This window comes from Spirosoma knui (assembly GCF_054780635.1).
Genome location: NZ_BAAGVY010000023.1, coordinates 38,964 through 58,306 on the forward strand (window position 1 = coordinate 38,964; position 19,343 = coordinate 58,306).

The following is a 19,343-nucleotide window of genomic DNA, read 5'->3' on the forward strand; positions in this document are numbered from 1 at the left end:
TAGATAGTGGACAAAATTGTAGCCAGATAACCGTATACAGGCTTATAGGTTTTGGGGGTTGGCCAGATTCGCGGCAAGCGGTGCAGGAGCCATTAGCCAGGGTTGTCGGCGACTAATAACCTCGATCGTCTGACCGACCCGTAAAACACCACGCGCCTTAAGGTCGGGTAATACGTTCTGACCAAACAGAATCTTGTGTTTCCATTGGCGATACGTAGCCAGGGTCTTCAGTGGTTCACTGCCTTTCTGACCGGTGGCCGGATCAATGGTGGTCAAGACGCATCGAGCGCAGGGTTTTACGCCGTAAAATTTCATATCCTCCACGCGAAACTGATCCCAGGCGTCTTCGTCGTAGGGTGGGGTTCCACTGACAATAATATTCGGCCGAAACCGGGTCATGCTCATTTGCGAACTACCGACGGGTAGGCGCTGATTGAGATAATCCAGCGAAGCCTGGCCGATAAGCAGAAACGGATAGCCGTCGGCAAAACTAACGACATCGTGCTGGCGGGCGTAAGCCGGCTCAACTTCCCGGCGGGTTGCAGGAGGCATAAACACCAGTCGGCAGTCGGTACCGAGCGTTTTTGTAAACCAGCGATCGGCCGCCGAACTAACGCTCACCGCTGGCACGCCCACACTGTCCCAGATCGTAACCCGCAAGACGGCACCGTCGTTGGTAGTTGGTCCGGCAAGCGGAAGTGCCAGCCCATCATCCGGCATATGCCGGTGCCATACCCGTAACGTATCACCCTCAATCGCTACGTCAATCAGGGCCATGTGGTGATTGGTACGTTGGGTCATAAACGTCCATGAATCGTCGCCCCCGCGGCCGGGCTGGACCAGCATAAACCGCCGGTCATACTGTAGCCCCTTTTCTTCCACTACGGCTTTGGTAACCGAAATGCCGCCGAGTGATTTGACGGGATAAATACGTAGCTCGGAAATTGTCATCGTCGTTACGAGAAATGGTTAGTAATCGGAATAGGGGGTTAAAACGCCATCCTGGGCAGGGGACTTACCCGCTGATCGGTAAAGTCGGCCTGCTCGTATTTGAACTGAGCGGCCATGGCAATCATCGCTGCATTGTCGGTACAGTACTCAAAACGGGGGATGTATACATTCCAGTTAAGATCTTCGCCAAGCTGCGTAATGGCAGTGCGCAGGCCACTGTTGGCCGATACGCCCCCCGCAACGGCGATTTCCCGAATGCCTGTCTCACGAGCCGCTCGTTTGAGCTTCGTTAGCAGCATTTGTACCAGCGTATGCTGGATGCTGGCGCAAATATCAGCCAGATTCTGCGCAACGAAATCTGGGTTGGTCTTCGTGTTGTCGCGCAGGAAATACATAATCGCCGTTTTGATGCCACTGAACGAGAAGTTCAGTTCCGGCATTTCACCCATCGGAAACCGAAAAGCCAGCGGATTGCCTTCTTTGGCGTATTTGTCGATAAGCGGACCGCCGGGATACGGAAGCCCCAGCAGTTTAGCCGATTTGTCGAATGCTTCGCCGACGGCATCGTCCTGCGTTTGGCCAATCACGGTCATGTCGAGCGGACCATCCACGCGCACAATCTGCGTATGGCCTCCGCTAACGGTCAAGCACAGGAAGGGAAAGGCGGGCTTCCGATCGTCGATGAAGTGAGCCAATACGTGCGCCTGCATGTGATTGACCTCAATGAGCGGAATGCCGAGCCCCAGGGCCAGTGCTTTAGCGAACGACGTACCGACCAGCAATGAGCCCAACAAGCCGGGGCCGCGCGTAAACGCAATGGCTGATAATTCCTTTTTGGATAAATTTGCGTCCGCCAAGGCGCGCTCCACCACGGGCAGAATATGTTGCTGGTGCGCGCGTGAGGCCAATTCCGGCACGACGCCCCCGTATTTTTCGTGAATTAATTGGGTCGCAATCACGTTCGATACGATATGACCGTTGGCTAAAACAGCGGCCGACGTTTCATCACAGGAAGACTCAATAGCTAATATATTCACCGTACAAAACTAATGGATAATGATTCTTGTAGAATGTATAATGGAAGTTGCTCTTAAACCGTTCCCTCTTTTAGAACTCTAAGGTGCGCTAGTTTTCCGTTATTCATTGTACATTAGGCATTTCCGCCCCGGATGCGTCAGTTTTTTGCAATATTCCTTAAAACGCTGCTCTACCTGTGTCTTACGGTAGTCGGTTTGACGTTGGGCATTTTGCTGAGTCTGCAACTTCCGGAAGTGCAGACGCGCCTGGCTCAGGAAGGCGCTAAATGGCTCTCCGATAAGCTTTTATTTCCTGTTACGCTCAAGGGTGTTTCCATCAAGTGGTTCGATTCGCTGACGCTCGAAGGCATAACCATTAAAGATCGTCAAGGCCGCCCCATGATTACGGTGGGGCGCCTGGATGCGGATTATAACCTGCGCAACCTGATCGATTCGTCAGCGCATAACATCCATCTCGACGAGGTTGTGCTGTACAAGCCCAATGTTCAGATGGTTAAAAATCCCGCGAACGGCGATACCAATCTGGATGATTTCATTGCTCGGATTGAAGAGTTAACCGCTGATCCAACCAAACCCAGCATCCCCAATCAGAACGTTCCGTTTACGGTGGCTCGCGTTACGTTGGCCGATGGCTCCTATACGCTCTACGACCCCCGCGAGCCCCTGATGAACGACCGGAAGCGGTTCGACTACGATCACTTTACGTTGCAGCACCTGAACGCTGATGTGAGTAATCTGCTCATTCTGGGCGATACGATTGCTTTGAACATCAAAGGTCTGACGGGTGTTGACAGGGATTCGCGCATTAAGATTCGGCAACTCGATACGCGGTTTCTGTACTGCAATACCAAAATGGAGCTGGCGAATCTATACGCGCATATTGGCAACTCCATCATTCGGAACGAACTGACGTTCTACTACGATAAACCGTCGGCATTTGGCGATTTTAACAGCCGCGTACGGATGGTCGCCCGTTTTCGCGACAGCGAAGTCCGCTCGAAAGACTTAGGTTACTTCTCGGAATACCTGCGCGGTTTAGACGAAACCTGGCTGCTTACGGGTCTCTTTGCCGGTACGGTGAACGATTTCAAGCTGAGCAACACGGATCTGCACTTTGGCGCAAACGGTCGCAGTCAGTTGAAAGGCGACATTGCCTGGAAAGGGCTGCCCGATATGGACAAAACGACGGTTGACTTTGCGTTTACGCCTTCCGTGGTGAACATGGCTGACATCCGTCAGTATTACCCCGATTCGTCGTTCAACCAAACCATTCAGAAGCTCGGAACCGTAGCGTTCGACGCCACCTTTGCCGGAGCTTTTGACAACTTCAAGACCAAAGGAACATTCCAGACGGGCATCGGGAACGTAACGGGTGACCTGGCGCTGAAATTAGCCGCCAACTCCGATCAAACGACCTATACCGCTACGTTGCAGGCCGAAAACCTTGACCTGGGTCAGTTAATCGATCAGGCGGATCAGTTCGGGAAAATAGACGGTCAGGGACGTATCACCGGGCAGGGGACGAATGTAGAACGGGCCAATCTCGATCTGGACGGACAGTTTGGGCGCTTTGGCTGGCAGGGCTACGAGTATCAGAATATCACCGCCCGTGGTAACTTACAGAAAGCTTTTTTTCACGGGCAGGTCGACATTCGGGACCCGAATCTGGCGTTTGCCCTCGATGGTGAATTTGACCTGACCGGTCCTCGCGACCGCTACGATTTACGGGGTACCATACAGCACGCCGATTTCCGGGCGCTGGGCTACCTGCGTGACTCTTTGGTTGTCAAAACAAAGTTAGATGTCAGGCTGGAAGGTAGTAAACTCGACGATATTGTTGGAAACGCAGCTTTTAGCAATGCTACGCTCACACTAAATCGCCGTAGCCTGGATATTGACCAACTCACGGTTGTGTCGTCGGTAGAGCGACGGGATTCGGTAGGTAACCAGCGCTATTTCGATCTCGAATCTGACTTTCTGACTACCCGGCTTCAGGGCGATTTCCAGCCGCAGCGTACGATTGACGACCTGGCGCAGCTTGCCCGCGAATACCAGCTTTATTTTGCCAGTGATGCCGCTGGTATGCGTGCGTACTACGATCGGAAACGCCAACAGGCAAATCGGTCAGCAAAGCAATATGCGGGAGCTGGTCAGCGCTATAGCATCGACTACCAACTGATCAGCAAGAACATCGGTCCGCTCCTGAATTTCCTGAGCCCCAGCGTTTATATCGCCCCGGCTACCCGGATAGAAGGTCGGTTCACGGTCGATAATACGTCATTCCTGACGGCTAATGCCAAAACTGATTCGTTACGTATCGGCACCCTGGGATTTGGCCCGAGTGATCTGGATCTGACGACGTCTAAGTTTACCTACGGCGAAGAGGTGCTGGCTTCGGCAATTGTTACGTCGCAACGGCAGGCATTCAGCGCCCAGTTCCCAACCCGGAATTTGCAGGCTGAAGCGTCGTGGGACGTCGATCACATCGATTTTACCGGAAGCATCGACCAGGCTGGCAGCCTGAATCACGCGAATCTGACGGGCGAACTCCGCTTCAAAGGCGACGCAATCGATTTAACCTTCCGCGAATCGAAGCTGCGGGTACTGGATGGTGACTGGATCCTGAATCCGCAGAGTTTGATCCGGAAGGTGGGCGATGACTACACCATCCGAAATTTATCAGTACGGAATCAGGATCAGTTAATTCGTGCGTCGGGTAAGCTGTCGCCCGATTCTTTGGAAATGCTGTCGATAGAAGCCAATAACTTTTTGCTCGCTTCGCTGAATCCCGTTTTAAGTACAACGCTTGGCGGTACATTGAATGGCACGCTCGCCGTCCGGAATGTCTACCAAACACCAATCGTAGAGAGCACCCTTTCGCTCAGCGCGTTATCGTACCAGGATGCGCTCATTGGGGACGTACGGGGCCAGGTGGAATGGGATCAACTAGCCCAGCGGCTGAATGCGACGGCCAATATCAATCGGCAGGGTGTTGATGTGCTGAAACTGTTGGGCAATTACGTACCTACGAAACCGAAAAGCCCGCTGACGCTGGCTGCGGATCTGAACGGTGCCGACCTGAAGATTCTGGAGCCGTTTACAACCGGGTTGTTTTCCAATCTGGGTGGGGTAACCAGTGGTACGGTGGCCATCACCGGAACACCCTCTGCGCCCGTTCTGAAAGGCGAAGTAGCGGTAAAAGGTGGCCGGGGCCGATTCGATTACCTGAAAGCCGACTTTACGTTTGATGATAACATCTATTTCGGCGAGAACGAGATTATTACTCGTCGGTTGACTCTTCGCGATCTGGAAGGCAATACGGCTTTGGTACGTGGGGGGGTGTATCACAACGGATTCCGCGATCTGACGTTTGGCTTCGACGCCGATTTTAAAAACTTCCGAATCCTGAACACAACCGTAAAAGATAATGACCTGTTCTACGGCCAAGCCTTCGTGACCGGTAAAGCCGAGCTGACCGGGCCGATCGATAACCTCATTATTCGGGCGAACGTCGCCAGCAATAAAGGAACGCGTATCTATATTCCGCTCGACGGAGCCACGACGGTAGCGTCCGACGATCAGATTCGATTCGTAAACCGGACGGATGTGGCTACTGGCAAACCGACCAGTCAGACTGGCAATCAGCGTAACGATCACACCTTGGGCGAAATTGATCTGTCACGCATTCAGATGGATTTCAATTTTAACATTACTCCGGATGCCTACTGCGAAATTCAGCTTGATCGCCAGACCGGTGATATTATCAAGGCGTATGGGCAGGGACGTCTGGCTATGAAAGTCGACACCAAAGGCGACTTCACGATGACGGGTAATTACGAAATTGATAAAGGCGATTACACCTTTACGTTCCAGAATATCATCAACAAACGCTTCCAGATCCGCCCCAACAGCCGTATTACCTGGACTGGTGACCCTTACGGAGCCCTGCTGGACGTAACAGCGGCTTATACGCAGTACACCTCACTGGCTCCTTTGCTCTCGATGAATGGCTCTACCACCAACACGCGGGCTGATCAGTCGCGCCGGTACCCGGTCGATTTGCTGATTAAGCTGAATGGTGATCTGGCCTCACCTGCAATCAGCTACGACCTGGACGTGAAAGAGTACCCGGCTTCGTCGGATTTCCGGCAGGCAGTAACGGCGTTTGAGTCGCGTATTCAAAGTAATGAGCAGGAACTGACCCGGCAGGTGAGCAGCGTACTGCTGTTTAACCAACTGCTTTCGGAAGGGACGAGCTTCTTCGATCAGAACCAGGTTAACTCGGGCGTGTTCAACAGCGTGAGTGAGCTGTTGTCGAATCAGATTAGCCGGGTCGCTTCTAATCTGGATGAAAATCTGGATGTCGGCGTTTCGTTCGGTGGGTTTACCAGCGGCACGCAAAACGAAAATCTGCTCAATAACTTGCAGCTGCGTTTCTCTTATCGACTGCTGAACGACCGGCTCCGGATTAGCCGCGATGGTGGATTCACGTACGGGCAAAGTCAGTATAATGCGGCTAGTTTACTGGGAGAGTGGACACTCGAATATTTCATTACGTCCGACGGTCGGTTCCGGGCCAAGGTGTATAACCGGAACCAGCAAAGTATCCTGAGTCAGTACAGCGTCAACAGTACCATTGCAACTGGTGGAGGGCTCAGTTTTCTCTACACACGTTCGTTCAACCGGCTTTTTGGCGGCAAACGGATCACCCCTGGCTTAACGCCAGCCAAATCGGCGGATGATCCCGCTCCCAACACCATTTCTACGTTCACGACGAGCAGCCGTTAACGGTATTTGGGGACGTAACAGCCGCTCTGTTGACTTGATTGTTTAGCTTGTAAGAGGCCAAATAAGGGTAAAATTGATAGTTTCAGTCTTTACGTTTTGTAACTGTTGATCCGTTACTCTTCCCCAATCCTGCGTAGTATGCCGTATCGAATGATCCGTTTCCTGCTTTTCTTCTGGTTGATTGGTAGCCCTGCTTTGTGGGCACAACGGCTGTTTACAAACCCCATTAAGGAATCAGGTCCCGATCCGTGGGTATTGCAAAAAGATGGCTGGTATTACTACATGAATACGACCGGTAGAAACCTGACGCTCTGGCGAACCCGGAATATGGCCGATCTGGCTACCGCCGAACAAAAGGTCATCTACACACCACCACCTGGACAGGCCTATTCAAGGGACTTATGGGCACCCGAAATTCATTCGTTCAACGGAAACTGGTACGTGTATTTTTCTGCCGACTCGCTCAACAACCTGTCGCATCGCGTGTGGGTGATCGAAAACGAATCCCCGGACCCCATGCAGGGAGAATGGACCCTAAAAGGAAAAGTCGCGGACAAAGCAGATCGCTGGGAAATCGATATGTCGGTGATGGAGTATAACGGGCAGTTGTATGCGGCTTGGTCGGGGTGGGAGGGTACCACGAACGGGCGGCAGGATATTTATCTGGCCCGGCTGAAAAATCCCTGGACTCTGGACGGCGATCGCGTACGAATCTCAAAACCTGATCTGCCCTGGGAGATGCACGGCGATGTGCCTCAGGCCTGGCAACGTAACGGTGAGGTCCCTAAAGTTTACGTGAACGAAGGCCCCCAATTCCTGCAGCATAATGGTAAGCTGTTTATTGTCTATTCGGCCAATGCTTGCTGGCTGGATTACTGCCTGGGCCTGCTTACGTACAATGGGCGGGGCGATTTGCTTGACCCAAAAAGCTGGACAAAAAGTCCGCAGCCGGTGTTTGTACAGGCACCCGAAAACGGTGTATGGGCACCCGGTCATGGAGGATTTTTTCGCTCTGCCGACGGTCGGCAAGACTGGATGATTTATCACGCCAATTCGTCCGCGACGGATGGATGCGGAAATAAGCGGGCACCCCACATTCAGCCGTTTACGTGGAATGCCGACGGATCACCTAACTTCGGTAAGCCTATGCCTAAAACGCCGATGCCAGTTCCTGGCGAAGAATAACACAAGCTGCTGCTACGTAGTTAATCAGTCGCTGGTCGAACGGTCAGCAGTCTAGTTACCCGTTTATTAACCGCCTTCATGTCAATGCTGAAATTTATTGTTTTTTCGGTCGGACTGGCCGCTTTGGCTAGTCTCAATGGCTGCAAGCAAGCCAATAAAACCGAACAGAAAGCCGCTGATTCAATTGCTGTTGCAACTGGGGATACAACAGCCATGCTAACCGCGAAACTGCCTGATCCGACCGCCTTTGAAGGCACGGTTAAAGGCAAGCGAACTGCGCTGTATATACTGAAAAATAAGACCGTTCAGGTCGCAATCACCAACTATGGCGCTCGTATCGTTGGCCTGCTGGTTCCCGACAAAACTGGTAAAATAACCGACGTAGCTCTAGGATTTACTTCACTCAAGGCCTACGAGCAGGCGAATGAACCTTTCTACGGACCCATCGTTGGCCGGTTCGGTAATCGAATTGCGCAGGGAAAATTTATGCTCGATGGTAAGTCGTACCAACTTGAACTAAACAACAACGGCAATACACTCCACAGCGGCCCGACGGGCTTTCATACGCAGGTTTGGGACGCTAACCAGACGAACGACCAGACCCTCGAATTAACGTATGTAGCCAAAGATGGCGAAGGAGGGTTTCCCGGTACCGTAACAACGAAAGTGACGTATACCTTAACCGATGATAGCGGGCTGAAAATCGATTATACAGCGACGACGGATAAGGCTACGCCCTACAATCCGACCAGTCATGGTTTCTTCAACCTGAATGGTGAGGCTAGTGGAACGATCAACAACCACGTGCTCATGATTAACGCCGATCGGTATTCGGTTGTGGATAAAGGGCTGATTCCGCAGGGAGAGCCGACCTCCGTAGCAGGGACTCCATTCGATTTTCGGAAGCCCACGGCGATTGGCGCACGGGTCGATGAGAAGAACGAACAGTTAACCTTTGGTGGAGGATACGACCACAACTGGGTCCTTAATAAGGGCGGAAATGGACTGGCGAAGGTAGCCGAAATAACGGGCGACAAGTTGGGTATTAAAATGGAAGTTCTGACCACCGAACCAGCTTTGCAGTTTTACGGCGGTAACTTTTTCAAAGGAAATGATATAGGAAAATATGGCAAAGCCACCAACTTCCGCGAAGCCTTCGCGCTCGAAGCCCAGCACTATCCCGATGCGCCTAATCATCCAACCTATCCAAATACAATTCTGAAACCGGGCCAAACGTATCGACAGACTACAGAATACCGCTTTTCGGTTGTCAAGTAAGCCTTAGCTCAGTAGTTCTGATTTGCAGTCCATAGTTTGTTGACGCCTGGTACCGCTACGTCGAATCTGGCGTTCGTTGTTTTGTTCGTATTTCACGTTTTTCATCTATGATTTCTAAACCCCAACTGCGATCCTGTGCAGCGCTATGCCTGCTTCTCATTGCGTTTATTATTCCGAATACCTTCGCTCAAAATGGGCGTTGGTCGGCTGCTAAAGCCAATGCCTGGTACGCCAAAGAACCATTCCTGATTGGAGCGAATTACGCCCCCGCATACGCGATTAACGAGCTGGAAATGTTTCAGGCCGATACGTTCGATCCGCAGGCTATTGATAAGGAATTGGCGTTGGCCGAAAGCATTGGCATGAACACCATGCGCGTGTTTTTGCACGATCTGCTCTGGCAGGATGCCACCGGCTTCACCAAACGGCTCGATCAGTTTCTGGCAATCTGTGCGAAGCACAAGATTCGGCCGATGCTCGTTCTGTTCGATTCCTGCTGGGACCCGCTGCCGAAGCTGGGCAAACAGCATGAGCCAACTCCGGGAATCCATAATTCCGGCTGGTTGCAAAGCCCCGGCGCTGATGCCTTGTCGGACGTATCGCAGTACCCACGGTTGGAGGCCTACGTAAAGGGTGTGGTGAGTGCGTTTAAAAACGATCGGCGGATTTTGGCCTGGGACATCTGGAATGAGCCCGACAATGCGAATGACAATAGCTACGGGCAGAACCATACGATTAAAACGGAATTGCCCAAGGAGCGGAAGATCGCCATAATAACCAGTCTATTGCCGCAGGTTTTTCAGTGGGCGAGAGCCGCCGGTGCCAGCCAGCCGCTGACGTGTGGCGTCTGGATCTATCGGGGACCCGAAGACTGGGGCAACCCGGCTAAGTGGACACCGATGGAAAAGGCACAGTTTGAGAACTCCGACATTATTACGTTCCATCAGTACTCGAAGCCGACGGATTTAGAAGCAGTTATTCCGGTATTACAGAAAATGGGTCGTCCCGTCATCTGTACGGAATACATGGCCAGGGGTGTCAACAGCAAGTTTCAGACGCACTTGCCCATCGCGAAAAAAGCAAAAGTAGGTATGATTAACTGGGGCTTTGTGGCCGGAAAAACGCAGACCTTTCTGCCCTGGGACAGTTGGCAGAAGCCATATGTCAACGGCCGTGAGCCATCCGTCTGGTTCCATGAAGTATTTAAGCAGGACCTAACGCCGGTCGATCCGGCTGAAGTCGCGGCCATTAAACAGGCCGCTGGCAAATAGACAAAACGTAAAAAGCTCCTGGTTTATCGGACCAGGAGCTTTTTATATATCCGCACCCATTATTTACTGGGTATTTGTTGTGTCAGGGGGCGTTGTGGGATCTGGGGCCGGTGCCGTAGGAACAAATGTTGAATCACCTACTTCGCTCGACACTTCGGTTGAATCCGATTCGCTGCTGCTTTCTTCATCGCCTGAATAACCACAGTTTAAATATTCCTTGCTGATCGGAATCGTCGGTTTTGGAAAGGGACCCTGTAGGTTTTTGAATTTAGTGTCGGCATATACTTTTTCAAGGAACGTACCGACAATCGGCAGGGCTGTTTTGGCCCCTTCGCCGAGGTCCGTTGAGCGGAAGTGAATACTCCGATCATCGCCACCGACCCAGGCCCCGACCACCAGGTTGTTCGATACACCCACAAACCAGCCGTCGGAGTTATTCGAGGTTGTTCCGGTTTTACCGCCCATTTCGTGCCGGTTCTTGAACAGGTTGAACGACCACAGATTTTGGGAGGTACCACCGGATTCCTGCAAGCCACCCTGCAGCATGTAGCGCATTAGAAACGCGGTTTCCGCGCTAATAGCCCGCTTACGCTGCGTCGTAAAGGTTTCGATTACGTTGCCATCGCGGTCTTCGATACGTTGTACAATGAGCGGTTCAATCGCTTCACCGTCGTTAACAAAGGTGCAGTACGACGCCACCAACTCATAAAGCGATACGTCCGAAGACCCTAATCCAATGGACGGAACCGCATCCAGACGACTCTTAATGCCCAGACGATGGGCGTATTCGACCACGCGTTCCGGCGTAACCCGGTCAGTCAACTGGGCGGTTATGGAGTTAACCGACCGCGCCAGCGCCCGGCGCAGGGTCATGTTCGAGTAGGAGTAGTACCCGGTTGAATTGCGGGGTTCCCAAACTTTATCTTCCCCGTTCTCCCGGTATTCTTTGCGGAATGGCCGATCCTGAATCCGGTCGCAGGGGCTGAGGTTTACCAGGCTATCGTCAATGGCTGCGGTGTATACGAAGGGTTTGAACGTTGATCCAGGCTGTCGCTTACCTTGTTTAACGTGATCGTACTTAAAGTAGTCGTAGTTGAGACCGCCGACCCAGGCCCTGATATAGCCGGTATGGGGGTCCATCGCCACCATACCCGATTGCAGGAAGTGCTTGTAATAGGCAATTGAATCATAGGGCGTCATGCGCGTAGAATCGTAGCCGCGCTTATTCGTCCAGCTAAACACCCGCATCTTGTACTTGACATTTTTCATGTAGTACATGATCGAATCCGGGTAAAGTGGTAAGAATCGGCGGCTCAGGGTTTTATAGCGTTCGGTACGACGAGCAACCGAATCAATAAAACCGGGGAGTTCGTTGCCATCCTCGTCGGTCCAGGGGTTACGCCCGCGCCAGTGGTTATCAAATGTCCGCTGAAGCTGCTTCATTTTCTCGCTGGTAGCCTGTTCGGCGTACGTCTGCATCCGCGAGTCGATAGTCGTTACAATCCGTAAACCATCCGTGTAGAGGTCGTAGCCATTTTCTTCACCCCATTTTTTAACGTAGTCCTGTACTACGTTCTTCAGGTAACTGGCCGGACCTGAGTACGGATTTTCGGGCGTAAATTCGGTGACTAACGGTAAGGCGCTGATCGAATCAGCCTGAGCAGCCGTCAGGAATTTATACTTGGCCATCTGGCTTAACACCACATTCCGTCGTTCTTTCGACCGCTTGGGGTTTTTCAGCGGATTGTAGTTCGTGGTTGCTTTTTGCAGACCCACGAGTACCGCCCCCTCCTGAATGTTCAGACTATCGGGTAGTTTGTTGAAGAACGTCCGGGCCGCCGTTTTTAAGCCGAACGCATTACTGCCGAAGTCAACGGTATTGAAGTAATACGTAATGATTTCTTCTTTCGAGAAGTTGCGCTCCAGTTTAATGGCCATAAGCCATTCCTTCGATTTATAGATGATTTTCCGAATGAACGGAATTCGGTTCAACAGGCCGGAATTGTTCTTACGGCGAGTTTTGAACAGGTTTTTGGCGAGCTGCTGCGTGATGGTTGAGCCGCCCCCTTCGCTGCCGAGGTTAATGACGGCCCGGCCGATGGCGCGTGGATCAACGCCATTGTGTTCGTAGAAACGGGCGTCTTCGGTCGCAATCAACGCATTGATCAGCTGCTTTGGAATATTCTCGTACTTGATCGGCGTTCGGTTTTCCGCGTAAAACTTGCCAATCATTACCCCATCCTGCGAGTAAATTTCTGAAGACTGATTGAGTTTTGGATTACGAAGTTCCTCTACGCTGGGCATTTCGCCGGTTAGGTACAGGAAATTGTTATTCAGAATAAAGACATAAATGCCTAAAGCTAACAAGCTAAACAGTAGACCTTTAATGCCATTCTTGAGGTACGGGTAGTACCAGGATTCGGGGTCTACGTACTGATGAACAAACGAGCGAAGACGATTGCGGTACTGCTGGTACGTCTGGGCCCAGGAACTGACGCGTTCCTCACCGGCGATTCGAGCGGTTTGCCGATAGATTTGTCGGCCAACTCCGCGCCTAACGCTGCCGAGTTGCGTTCGGCGTTGTCGGATTCGTTGCCGAAACGCTCCAAAAGCGTGCCGGACAGCGCGGAATCGCTCCCTGTATTGACTCATGCGTTTTTAGTCAAGATCTTAGTCGTTACGTCTGGTACTGCTCAGCGGAGTTAACTGTCGGCGAATACAACGTTAACACCGTGATCAGCACAGTGGCATCAGCCTGATGGGTATGGCCCCCTGGCTGACTGACCGGGCGAATATGCGCCGGGCGTCAAATATAACGTATTTTCGGCCGATCTGATATACAAAAGCCGGACAGCGTATACTGCCCGGCTCTTAAATTATACGGATTGGGTCAACAGAAAATAAGTAAAAACCACTTACGATCAGGAGGGTCCTCTCAATCGTATCCGCATTGCTATTTTTTCTCGAAGGTCATTGCTACGCCATTCATGCAGTAGCGCAGTCCCGTCGGTTTTGGACCGTCATCAAATACATGACCAAGGTGACCTCCGCAGACATTGCAGAGAACTTCGGTGCGTACCATACCGTAGGATTTGTCACTGTTTTCCCGAACGGCATTCTTGGCGATCGGCGCGTAGAAACTTGGCCAGCCGGTTCCCGAGTTAAATTTAGTATCTGACGAGAAAAGCGGGTTGCGACAGCCGGCACAGTAAAACACGCCATGCTCATGAATATCGTTCAGCGGGCTGGTAAATGCCCGTTCGGTGCCATGTTCGCGAAGTACAGCGTATTGGTCGGCGGTCAAAATCTTCTTCCACTCGGCATTGGTTTTAACCACGCGCCGACCCTTCGGGGGCGTGTCGTCGGTGATGCGTTCTGACGGAGCAACAGCATGATCTGGCGCTGTTGAAGGCCGGCCACCCATCAAGGCAATACCAGAAATTAACCAGACGGGCAACAGCAAAAACAGGGTATGTTTCATAGTTTGGTCTCAGAAAATTCAATGAATGTTAATGACATCGGTCAGGCAATTCATATTTGCCAGCGTATACAGAAGATTTGACCAGCTTTATTTAGTGATCAGCCGACGTAATGAAAACAAGAAAAATCGGGGTTACGTTCAGGCGTCGACCGAAGCCATCGCTAGCAGGGTCGAGAGCGTAGGGGTGGGGCTTCCACCGCGTTTTTCGATGGTTACCGCAAACGCATCTGCGTGGTCGATCGGTCGGTTTAGCCGCTGAATCAAGGCATTGGCAGCGCTTGCTTCGAATACACCCGCATCTACCGGCTTGCCGCCCACTAGAGACCAAAGCTGGTACTGTTGGTTTGCGGGCAGCGGAGGCAGTGATTTAACCTCAACGGCTACCTCGTGCGTACGGGCGTTCCAGAAGACCAGCATGTTGCCTTGGGGTGCCTTTTCATTGCCGTGCAATTCCAGAGTACGGGTGCCGGGCTGACTCAACAGCGCCAGCGCCTGGTCTGTCTGGGTCTGACGATCGCGCATCTGACGAAGCTCGGATTGCATCGAGCCGTTGGCCGTCCGAAGCGTAGCCAGCGTTTCCTGGCTGCTGCGCAGTCGGGAAAGCAGGAAAAATGAGAAGATCAATAACAATAATCCCACCGAAGCCGCCACCATCCAGGTGGTGCGGAAGGTTGAGGACGAAGGAAGACTAACTGGCATGGGCCGAACAACAGTCTGCTCAGGCTCGTGAAAGTCGAGTTGCTTCAACAGCTTTTCTTTCACGGATGCGGGTGGCTCAACGCTATACAATTGAGTATATGATTCGAGCGCTATTGCTAACTGATCGAGTTCGTGCCGTATGTCAGGATAAATAGACGACAGGCACTCGACCTCCCGCCGTTCTTGGTCGCTCACCGCTCCCATAACGTAGGACTCTAAGATACCAGACGCTATATATTCTGTTACGTTCATGATTTGAATAATTGCTTTAACTCCTGCAACGCGGCCCGAATCCGGGTTTTTACGGTTCCCAGCGGCAGATTCAACTCTTCGGCGGCCTCTTCGTGGGTGTATCCTCCGAAATAAACCAGATCAATTAGCTGTTTCCGTTCGGGCCTCAACTGACCAACCACTTCCTGAATGCCAATGTGGTCAGGGTTGGGTTGCTCAGTGTGATGCTGGCGGTCAACTATATGTACGTTATCTTCGTCGGTTCGGATTGCACCAGAGGGTTGCGTTTTGCGGGCGCGTAAAGCATCGATAGCCGTGTTCCGGGCTACATTGAGCATCCAGGTAAACAAACGGCCTTTTGAGGAGTCATAAGCATCCAGATTCTTCCAGATTTTAACAAAAATATCCTGCAGCAGATCCTGGGCCTGTTCTTCATCGCGGACGATGCGCAGAACAACCCCGTAAAGAGCGGGTGAATATTGGTCGTAGAGCCACTGAAAAGCCTGTTGATCGCGCCGATGAAGCTTTTCGATCAGAACACTTTCCGAAACTAGAGAAGACTGGCGTTTCACGCAAACGGCGGTGTTAAGTGAGCCAAATATACTAGAAATTCAAAGAAGTAAAAGCCGACCCCGATGGCCGCCCAATTTGGATAGATAACGAGGAGTCGATACTACACATAACTTCGTGAAATTCATAAACCAGTTCGGAGTGACCGTAACTTGCGCCTAACACGCAATCGGTCACTCCGTTTAGAACAAGGGCTGCATGTACGGAAGAAACAGCGTCAACGTGTCAGTCTACTTGGTTAACAAATTCGTTGGTTAACGAAAAGCGGAAGTGCCCCCCTTGGGCATCAGCACACTGCTTATACCATGTACTACGCCGTTCATCTGTTTTAGATCGGTATCCTCAACGGTGGCGGTGTTACCCTGCTCATCGGTCAACATAACGCGATTGTTAGACCCGAGTTGGGCCGTTAAGGTTGTACCCGCGAGCGTTTTCAACTGCGCTTTGCCATTGCCAGCTTTGATTTGCTGGGTTAACTCCGCTGCGCTCACCATCCCATTCACGACATGATACGACAACAACTGTTTCAACGCGTCGCGGTTGCGGCCTTCCAGCAGACCTCCCTGCACGGTGGCCGGTAGCTTTTTGAACGCACTGTTAGATGGGGCAAACAAAGTATAAGGACCGGTTCCCTTCAACGTTTGATCCAACTCTGCCGACTGCAGGGCGTTTTGCAGCGTTACGTAGTTAGGCGACGACGCGATAAAGTCGCCGATGCTTGTGTTACGTACCGTCGTACCCGCTTTAACGGCAGGTTCTTCGGTCGTGCGGGCACCCGTAACGGCTGCGGCAGTACCAGTTTTAGGGGCTCCGCTGTTGATGTCGCTTCGGGTTGTAGTGCCCGAGGTGCTAACGCTGGTACCTGATCCGCTATCGCCTGGCGTTGCCGTAGCATTCGGGTTACTGCCCGCTCCCGTTGGCGCATTGGTGACGTTGTTGCTGTTATAATTCGTTGTATTGCTGTTGTTAACGGCCGTACCATTGCTGGTTGCACTCTCTCGGTACTGACCATCAGATGGGGACGTACTGGAAGCACTTGTACCCCGTGCGTTTTGTTTCATACGATTCTGTTCGCGTTTCATCGCTCGTTTCTGACTCCGGGATGCCTTTGCGCCGGATGCAGAATCTGGGGCTACGGCACCAATGGGGTAACTCGATGGCGTTGCCGTGCCGGGTGGCGTTGTCTGCGCCCAGCTGACTGTTGTAAACAGGCCAACCTGTAGCGCTAGTGGGACAATAATTTGCTTGATTTTCATGACGTTGTATCGTTAGTGGCCTACTGAGTTGTCCTCGTTTAACCGCATTTTATCTAAAAAGTTTAGTATAAGAAGCGCAGAGTTTCGGCTGAGCCGGTAGATTTGCTGATTCTCAACAAACCTCAATTTGGCGATATGCAGTCCATTCTTCCGTTACCAACGCAACCTGTAAAACCGGGTACCAGCACCGGTCAGCAGTTCTGGCCGCTTGAATCGGCCGGTGATAAAAAAACAATTGACTCCTACTCACCCGCCGACGGTCAGTTGATTGCCCGTGTTCACGTATCGACGCGGGCTGATTATGACCGCGTTGTGGAAACGGCGCAAGCCGCGTTTGCCGAATGGCGGCAGGTTCCGGCTCCGCGACGGGGTGAAATTGTGCGGCAGATGGGCGATCAGTTCCGGCGCTACAAACGCGAACTAGGCACACTCGTGAGCTACGAAATGGGTAAGTCACTACAGGAAGGTCTGGGCGAAGTGCAGGAAATTATCGACATCTGCGATTTTGCCGTAGGGCAGTCGCGTCAGTTGTATGGCCTGTCGATGCACTCCGAACGTCCGGCCCACCGTATGCTCGAGCAGTGGCACCCGCTGGGGATCGTCGGCATCATTTCAGCCTTTAATTTTCCCGTAGCGGTCTGGTCGTGGAACGCCATGATTGCCTGGGTCTGTGGCGATGTCTGCATCTGGAAACCGTCGGAAAAAACGCCACTGACCGCCCTGGCCTGTCAGCAGATTATTGGCGACGTACTACGTAATAACGACATTCCCGAAGGTGTATCGTGCCTGGTTACGGGTGGGCGCGATGCGGGAGAATGGCTCGCCCGCGACCCGCGTATCGCGCTGGTATCGGCTACCGGTAGTACGCGCATGGGGAAGGCGGTTGCCGAAACTGTGGCCGGTCGACTGGGAAAGAGTCTGCTGGAATTAGGCGGTAACAACGCCATCATCGTTTCGGAACATGCCGACCTGGAGCTGGCTATTCCGGCGATGGTATTCGGGGCGGTGGGTACGGCCGGGCAGCGCTGCACCACGACCCGCCGGGTGATTGTGCAGGAACGTATTTACGACGACGTAAAGAATCGACTCACGAAAGCCTACGCCCAGCTACGTATTGGCAATCCGCTGGATGAATCCTTCCACGTTGGTCCGCTGATCGATCAGGCTGCGGTCAGGAATTACCAGCAGGCCGTTGACGAGATCAGGCAGGCGGGGGGGCGGTTTGTGGTGGAGCCGGGTGTGCTAGATGGGTTGGGGTTTGAATCGGGCTGTTACGTAAAGCCATGCATTGCCGAAGCCGAGAACCAGTGGCCGGTAGTGCAGCGGGAGACGTTCGCGCCAATTCTGTATTTGTTGAAGTACACTACGTTAGAGGACGCCATTGCGCAGCAGAACGCCGTGCCCCAGGGTCTGTCGTCCGCCATTTTCACGCTGAATCTGCGGGAGGCTGAGCGCTTCCTGTCGATGGTTGGTTCCGACTGTGGCATTGCCAACGTCAACATCGGTACGTCTGGTGCGGAAATAGGCGGTGCGTTTGGGGGCGAAAAAGAAACAGGTGGCGGCCGTGAATCCGGCTCCGATGCCTGGAAAGCCTACATGCGCCGACAAACCAACACCATCAACTACGGCACCACCATGCCCCTGGCGCAGGGTATTACGTTCGAGTTATGAGCATACATAAGTGTATATAGCCAAAAGCCCCGACTTTTGAGTTAGGGCTTTTGGCTATATCTACCGCTTATTCACTTTGGATCACTGCGATTTGGAAGTACTATGCTAAACAAATTCCTTTATAGCCAGGCAAGCTATAATTCATGAAGGTAGAATACTTATAGGTGACACTTAATTTGTAATTACTTTGTAATCGGAAGATGTATGCTGTCAACTTCACGTACCTAGAGTAGGTTCTTGCGTATTTTTTAACTGGTATAAAAATGGCATTTAGACAAACAAAGCCGGATCATTTCCCTTACAATGCTCTTAGGGTGTACTTTGATTCCAACAATGTTGGTGTATACTATTACAAAGGAGAAGGGGCGCCACCACAAAAAAATCAATTAAAATACCTAGCTGAAGAAGCAGAAACTTTGTTGAAGGAGGTTGGCCGACAATGGGTTAAAGCGGAAATAATTTTGGTAGAAGGAATTGAATTTAATGATATTTCTACAATTAATGTTCTTTACAATCAAAATAATTAATATGAGTGATTTCATGAAAAATAACAAAAAAGCAGTTGCTTTTTGTATAATCTGGTTTTTCTTTCTTTTCACAGTAGCAATGATAGTTCAAGGTGATAGTACGTATTTTTGGCCTTTTACAAGTTATCCAGGAACAAGCAGTTATTTTCAGTCTGATTTTGATTTTACTGAAGCTTTGGTATATGGGTTAATACCTGTAGTGAGCTTTAGTATATATCACTTATTATCCGAAGGCACTAATTCGCCGAAAAATCATTAGGTTTTCTCTTTATATAGTTCAACTGATGATGAATATTTGGGAGTTATTGATGCGTGAATAAGCTTATAATAATTGTATTTTGCTGTTAGTATGGCAAAATACAAACACTCAGACTACGAAGTACTTCGCCGACGCTGTG

The 19,343-nt window shown here is 51.6% G+C and carries 14 protein-coding genes; 7 read left to right on the top strand and 7 right to left on the bottom strand.

Annotated elements, in window-relative coordinates; all coding sequences use genetic code 11:
- Positions 1-42 precede the first annotated feature (42 nt).
- Both ACYVIY_RS28100 and tsaD read right to left on the bottom strand, forming a co-directional pair.
- Positions 43-951: an MOSC domain-containing protein gene (locus tag ACYVIY_RS28100; protein WP_460979985.1), complete on the bottom strand. Its 909-nt coding sequence runs from the start codon at positions 949-951 to the stop codon at positions 43-45.
- 38 nt (positions 952-989) lie between these two features.
- Positions 990-1,988, bottom strand: coding sequence for a tRNA (adenosine(37)-N6)-threonylcarbamoyltransferase complex transferase subunit TsaD (gene tsaD / locus ACYVIY_RS28105; protein ID WP_460979986.1), 999 nt, complete (start codon positions 1,986-1,988; stop codon positions 990-992).
- Between the two features lie 132 nt (positions 1,989-2,120).
- On the opposite strand from tsaD, the gene ACYVIY_RS28110 reads away from it, so the two are divergent.
- From ACYVIY_RS28110 to ACYVIY_RS28125, 4 genes are all read left to right on the top strand, one after another.
- Positions 2,121-6,776 (top strand): translocation/assembly module TamB domain-containing protein, encoded by a 4,656-nt coding sequence (locus tag ACYVIY_RS28110; RefSeq protein WP_460979988.1) that lies wholly within the window; start codon positions 2,121-2,123, stop codon positions 6,774-6,776.
- Between the two features lie 138 nt (positions 6,777-6,914).
- Entirely contained in the window at positions 6,915-7,961 is a 1,047-nt protein-coding gene (locus tag ACYVIY_RS28115) for a glycoside hydrolase family 43 protein (RefSeq protein WP_460979989.1), read from the top strand.
- 84 nt (positions 7,962-8,045) lie between these two features.
- On the top strand, positions 8,046-9,239 hold the full coding sequence (locus ACYVIY_RS28120; protein ID WP_460979991.1) for an aldose epimerase family protein: 1,194 nt from the start codon (positions 8,046-8,048) through the stop codon (positions 9,237-9,239).
- Between the two features lie 107 nt (positions 9,240-9,346).
- Positions 9,347-10,510 (top strand): cellulase family glycosylhydrolase, encoded by a 1,164-nt coding sequence (locus ACYVIY_RS28125; RefSeq protein WP_460979992.1) that lies wholly within the window; start codon positions 9,347-9,349, stop codon positions 10,508-10,510.
- A 63-nt stretch (positions 10,511-10,573) separates the two neighbouring features.
- On the opposite strand, the gene ACYVIY_RS28130 is transcribed toward ACYVIY_RS28125, so the two are convergent.
- From ACYVIY_RS28130 to ACYVIY_RS28150, 5 genes are all read right to left on the bottom strand, one after another.
- Complete coding sequence (locus tag ACYVIY_RS28130; protein WP_460979993.1) at positions 10,574-13,162, bottom strand: penicillin-binding protein 1A; 2,589 nt, start codon at positions 13,160-13,162, stop codon at positions 10,574-10,576.
- Positions 13,163-13,463: 301 nt separating this feature from the next.
- The gene (gene msrB, locus ACYVIY_RS28135; protein ID WP_460979994.1) at positions 13,464-13,991 is read right to left on the bottom strand and encodes a peptide-methionine (R)-S-oxide reductase MsrB; all 528 of its coding nucleotides are present in this window, start codon (positions 13,989-13,991) and stop codon (positions 13,464-13,466) included.
- Between the two features lie 138 nt (positions 13,992-14,129).
- Positions 14,130-14,942: an anti-sigma factor gene (locus ACYVIY_RS28140; RefSeq protein WP_460979995.1), complete on the bottom strand. Its 813-nt coding sequence runs from the start codon at positions 14,940-14,942 to the stop codon at positions 14,130-14,132.
- A complete protein-coding gene (locus ACYVIY_RS28145) occupies positions 14,939-15,493 on the bottom strand; it encodes an RNA polymerase sigma factor (protein WP_460979996.1) in 555 nt (184 codons plus the stop codon). The genes ACYVIY_RS28140 and ACYVIY_RS28145 overlap by 4 nt, the downstream gene beginning before the upstream one ends.
- Positions 15,494-15,745: 252 nt before the next feature.
- Positions 15,746-16,747, bottom strand: coding sequence for a fasciclin domain-containing protein (locus ACYVIY_RS28150; RefSeq protein ID WP_460979997.1), 1,002 nt, complete (start codon positions 16,745-16,747; stop codon positions 15,746-15,748).
- A gap of 135 nt (positions 16,748-16,882) precedes the next feature.
- On the opposite strand from ACYVIY_RS28150, the gene amaB reads away from it, so the two are divergent.
- The 3 genes from amaB to ACYVIY_RS28165 all read left to right on the top strand — a co-directional run bounded on the left by amaB (position 16,883) and on the right by ACYVIY_RS28165 (position 19,204).
- Positions 16,883-18,418, top strand: a complete 1,536-nt coding sequence (gene amaB / locus ACYVIY_RS28155; protein ID WP_460979998.1) for an L-piperidine-6-carboxylate dehydrogenase — start codon at positions 16,883-16,885, stop codon at positions 18,416-18,418.
- A gap of 263 nt (positions 18,419-18,681) precedes the next feature.
- Positions 18,682-18,945: a hypothetical protein gene (locus tag ACYVIY_RS28160; RefSeq protein WP_460979999.1), complete on the top strand. Its 264-nt coding sequence runs from the start codon at positions 18,682-18,684 to the stop codon at positions 18,943-18,945.
- Between the two features lie 13 nt (positions 18,946-18,958).
- On the top strand, positions 18,959-19,204 hold the full coding sequence (locus ACYVIY_RS28165) for a hypothetical protein (RefSeq protein ID WP_460980000.1): 246 nt from the start codon (positions 18,959-18,961) through the stop codon (positions 19,202-19,204).
- The last annotated feature ends 139 nt before the right edge of the window (positions 19,205-19,343 follow it).

Bases quoted from the DNA above. Each gene is read 5' to 3' on its own strand.
- ACYVIY_RS28100 (WP_460979985.1), bottom strand. From the start codon at position 951: ATGACAATTTCCGAGCTACGTATTTATCCCGTCAAATCACTCGGCGGC.
- ACYVIY_RS28110 (WP_460979988.1), top strand. From the start codon at position 2,121: ATGCGTCAGTTTTTTGCAATATTCCTTAAAACGCTGCTCTACCTGTGT.
- ACYVIY_RS28115 (WP_460979989.1), top strand. From the start codon at position 6,915: ATGCCGTATCGAATGATCCGTTTCCTGCTTTTCTTCTGGTTGATTGGT.
- ACYVIY_RS28120 (WP_460979991.1), top strand. From the start codon at position 8,046: ATGCTGAAATTTATTGTTTTTTCGGTCGGACTGGCCGCTTTGGCTAGT.
- ACYVIY_RS28125 (WP_460979992.1), top strand. From the start codon at position 9,347: ATGATTTCTAAACCCCAACTGCGATCCTGTGCAGCGCTATGCCTGCTT.
- ACYVIY_RS28130 (WP_460979993.1), bottom strand. From the start codon at position 13,162: ATGAGTCAATACAGGGAGCGATTCCGCGCTGTCCGGCACGCTTTTGGA.
- msrB (WP_460979994.1), bottom strand. From the start codon at position 13,991: ATGAAACATACCCTGTTTTTGCTGTTGCCCGTCTGGTTAATTTCTGGT.
- ACYVIY_RS28140 (WP_460979995.1), bottom strand. From the start codon at position 14,942: ATGAACGTAACAGAATATATAGCGTCTGGTATCTTAGAGTCCTACGTT.
- ACYVIY_RS28150 (WP_460979997.1), bottom strand. From the start codon at position 16,747: ATGAAAATCAAGCAAATTATTGTCCCACTAGCGCTACAGGTTGGCCTG.
- amaB (WP_460979998.1), top strand. From the start codon at position 16,883: ATGCAGTCCATTCTTCCGTTACCAACGCAACCTGTAAAACCGGGTACC.
- ACYVIY_RS28160 (WP_460979999.1), top strand. From the start codon at position 18,682: ATGGCATTTAGACAAACAAAGCCGGATCATTTCCCTTACAATGCTCTT.
- ACYVIY_RS28165 (WP_460980000.1), top strand. From the start codon at position 18,959: ATGAAAAATAACAAAAAAGCAGTTGCTTTTTGTATAATCTGGTTTTTC.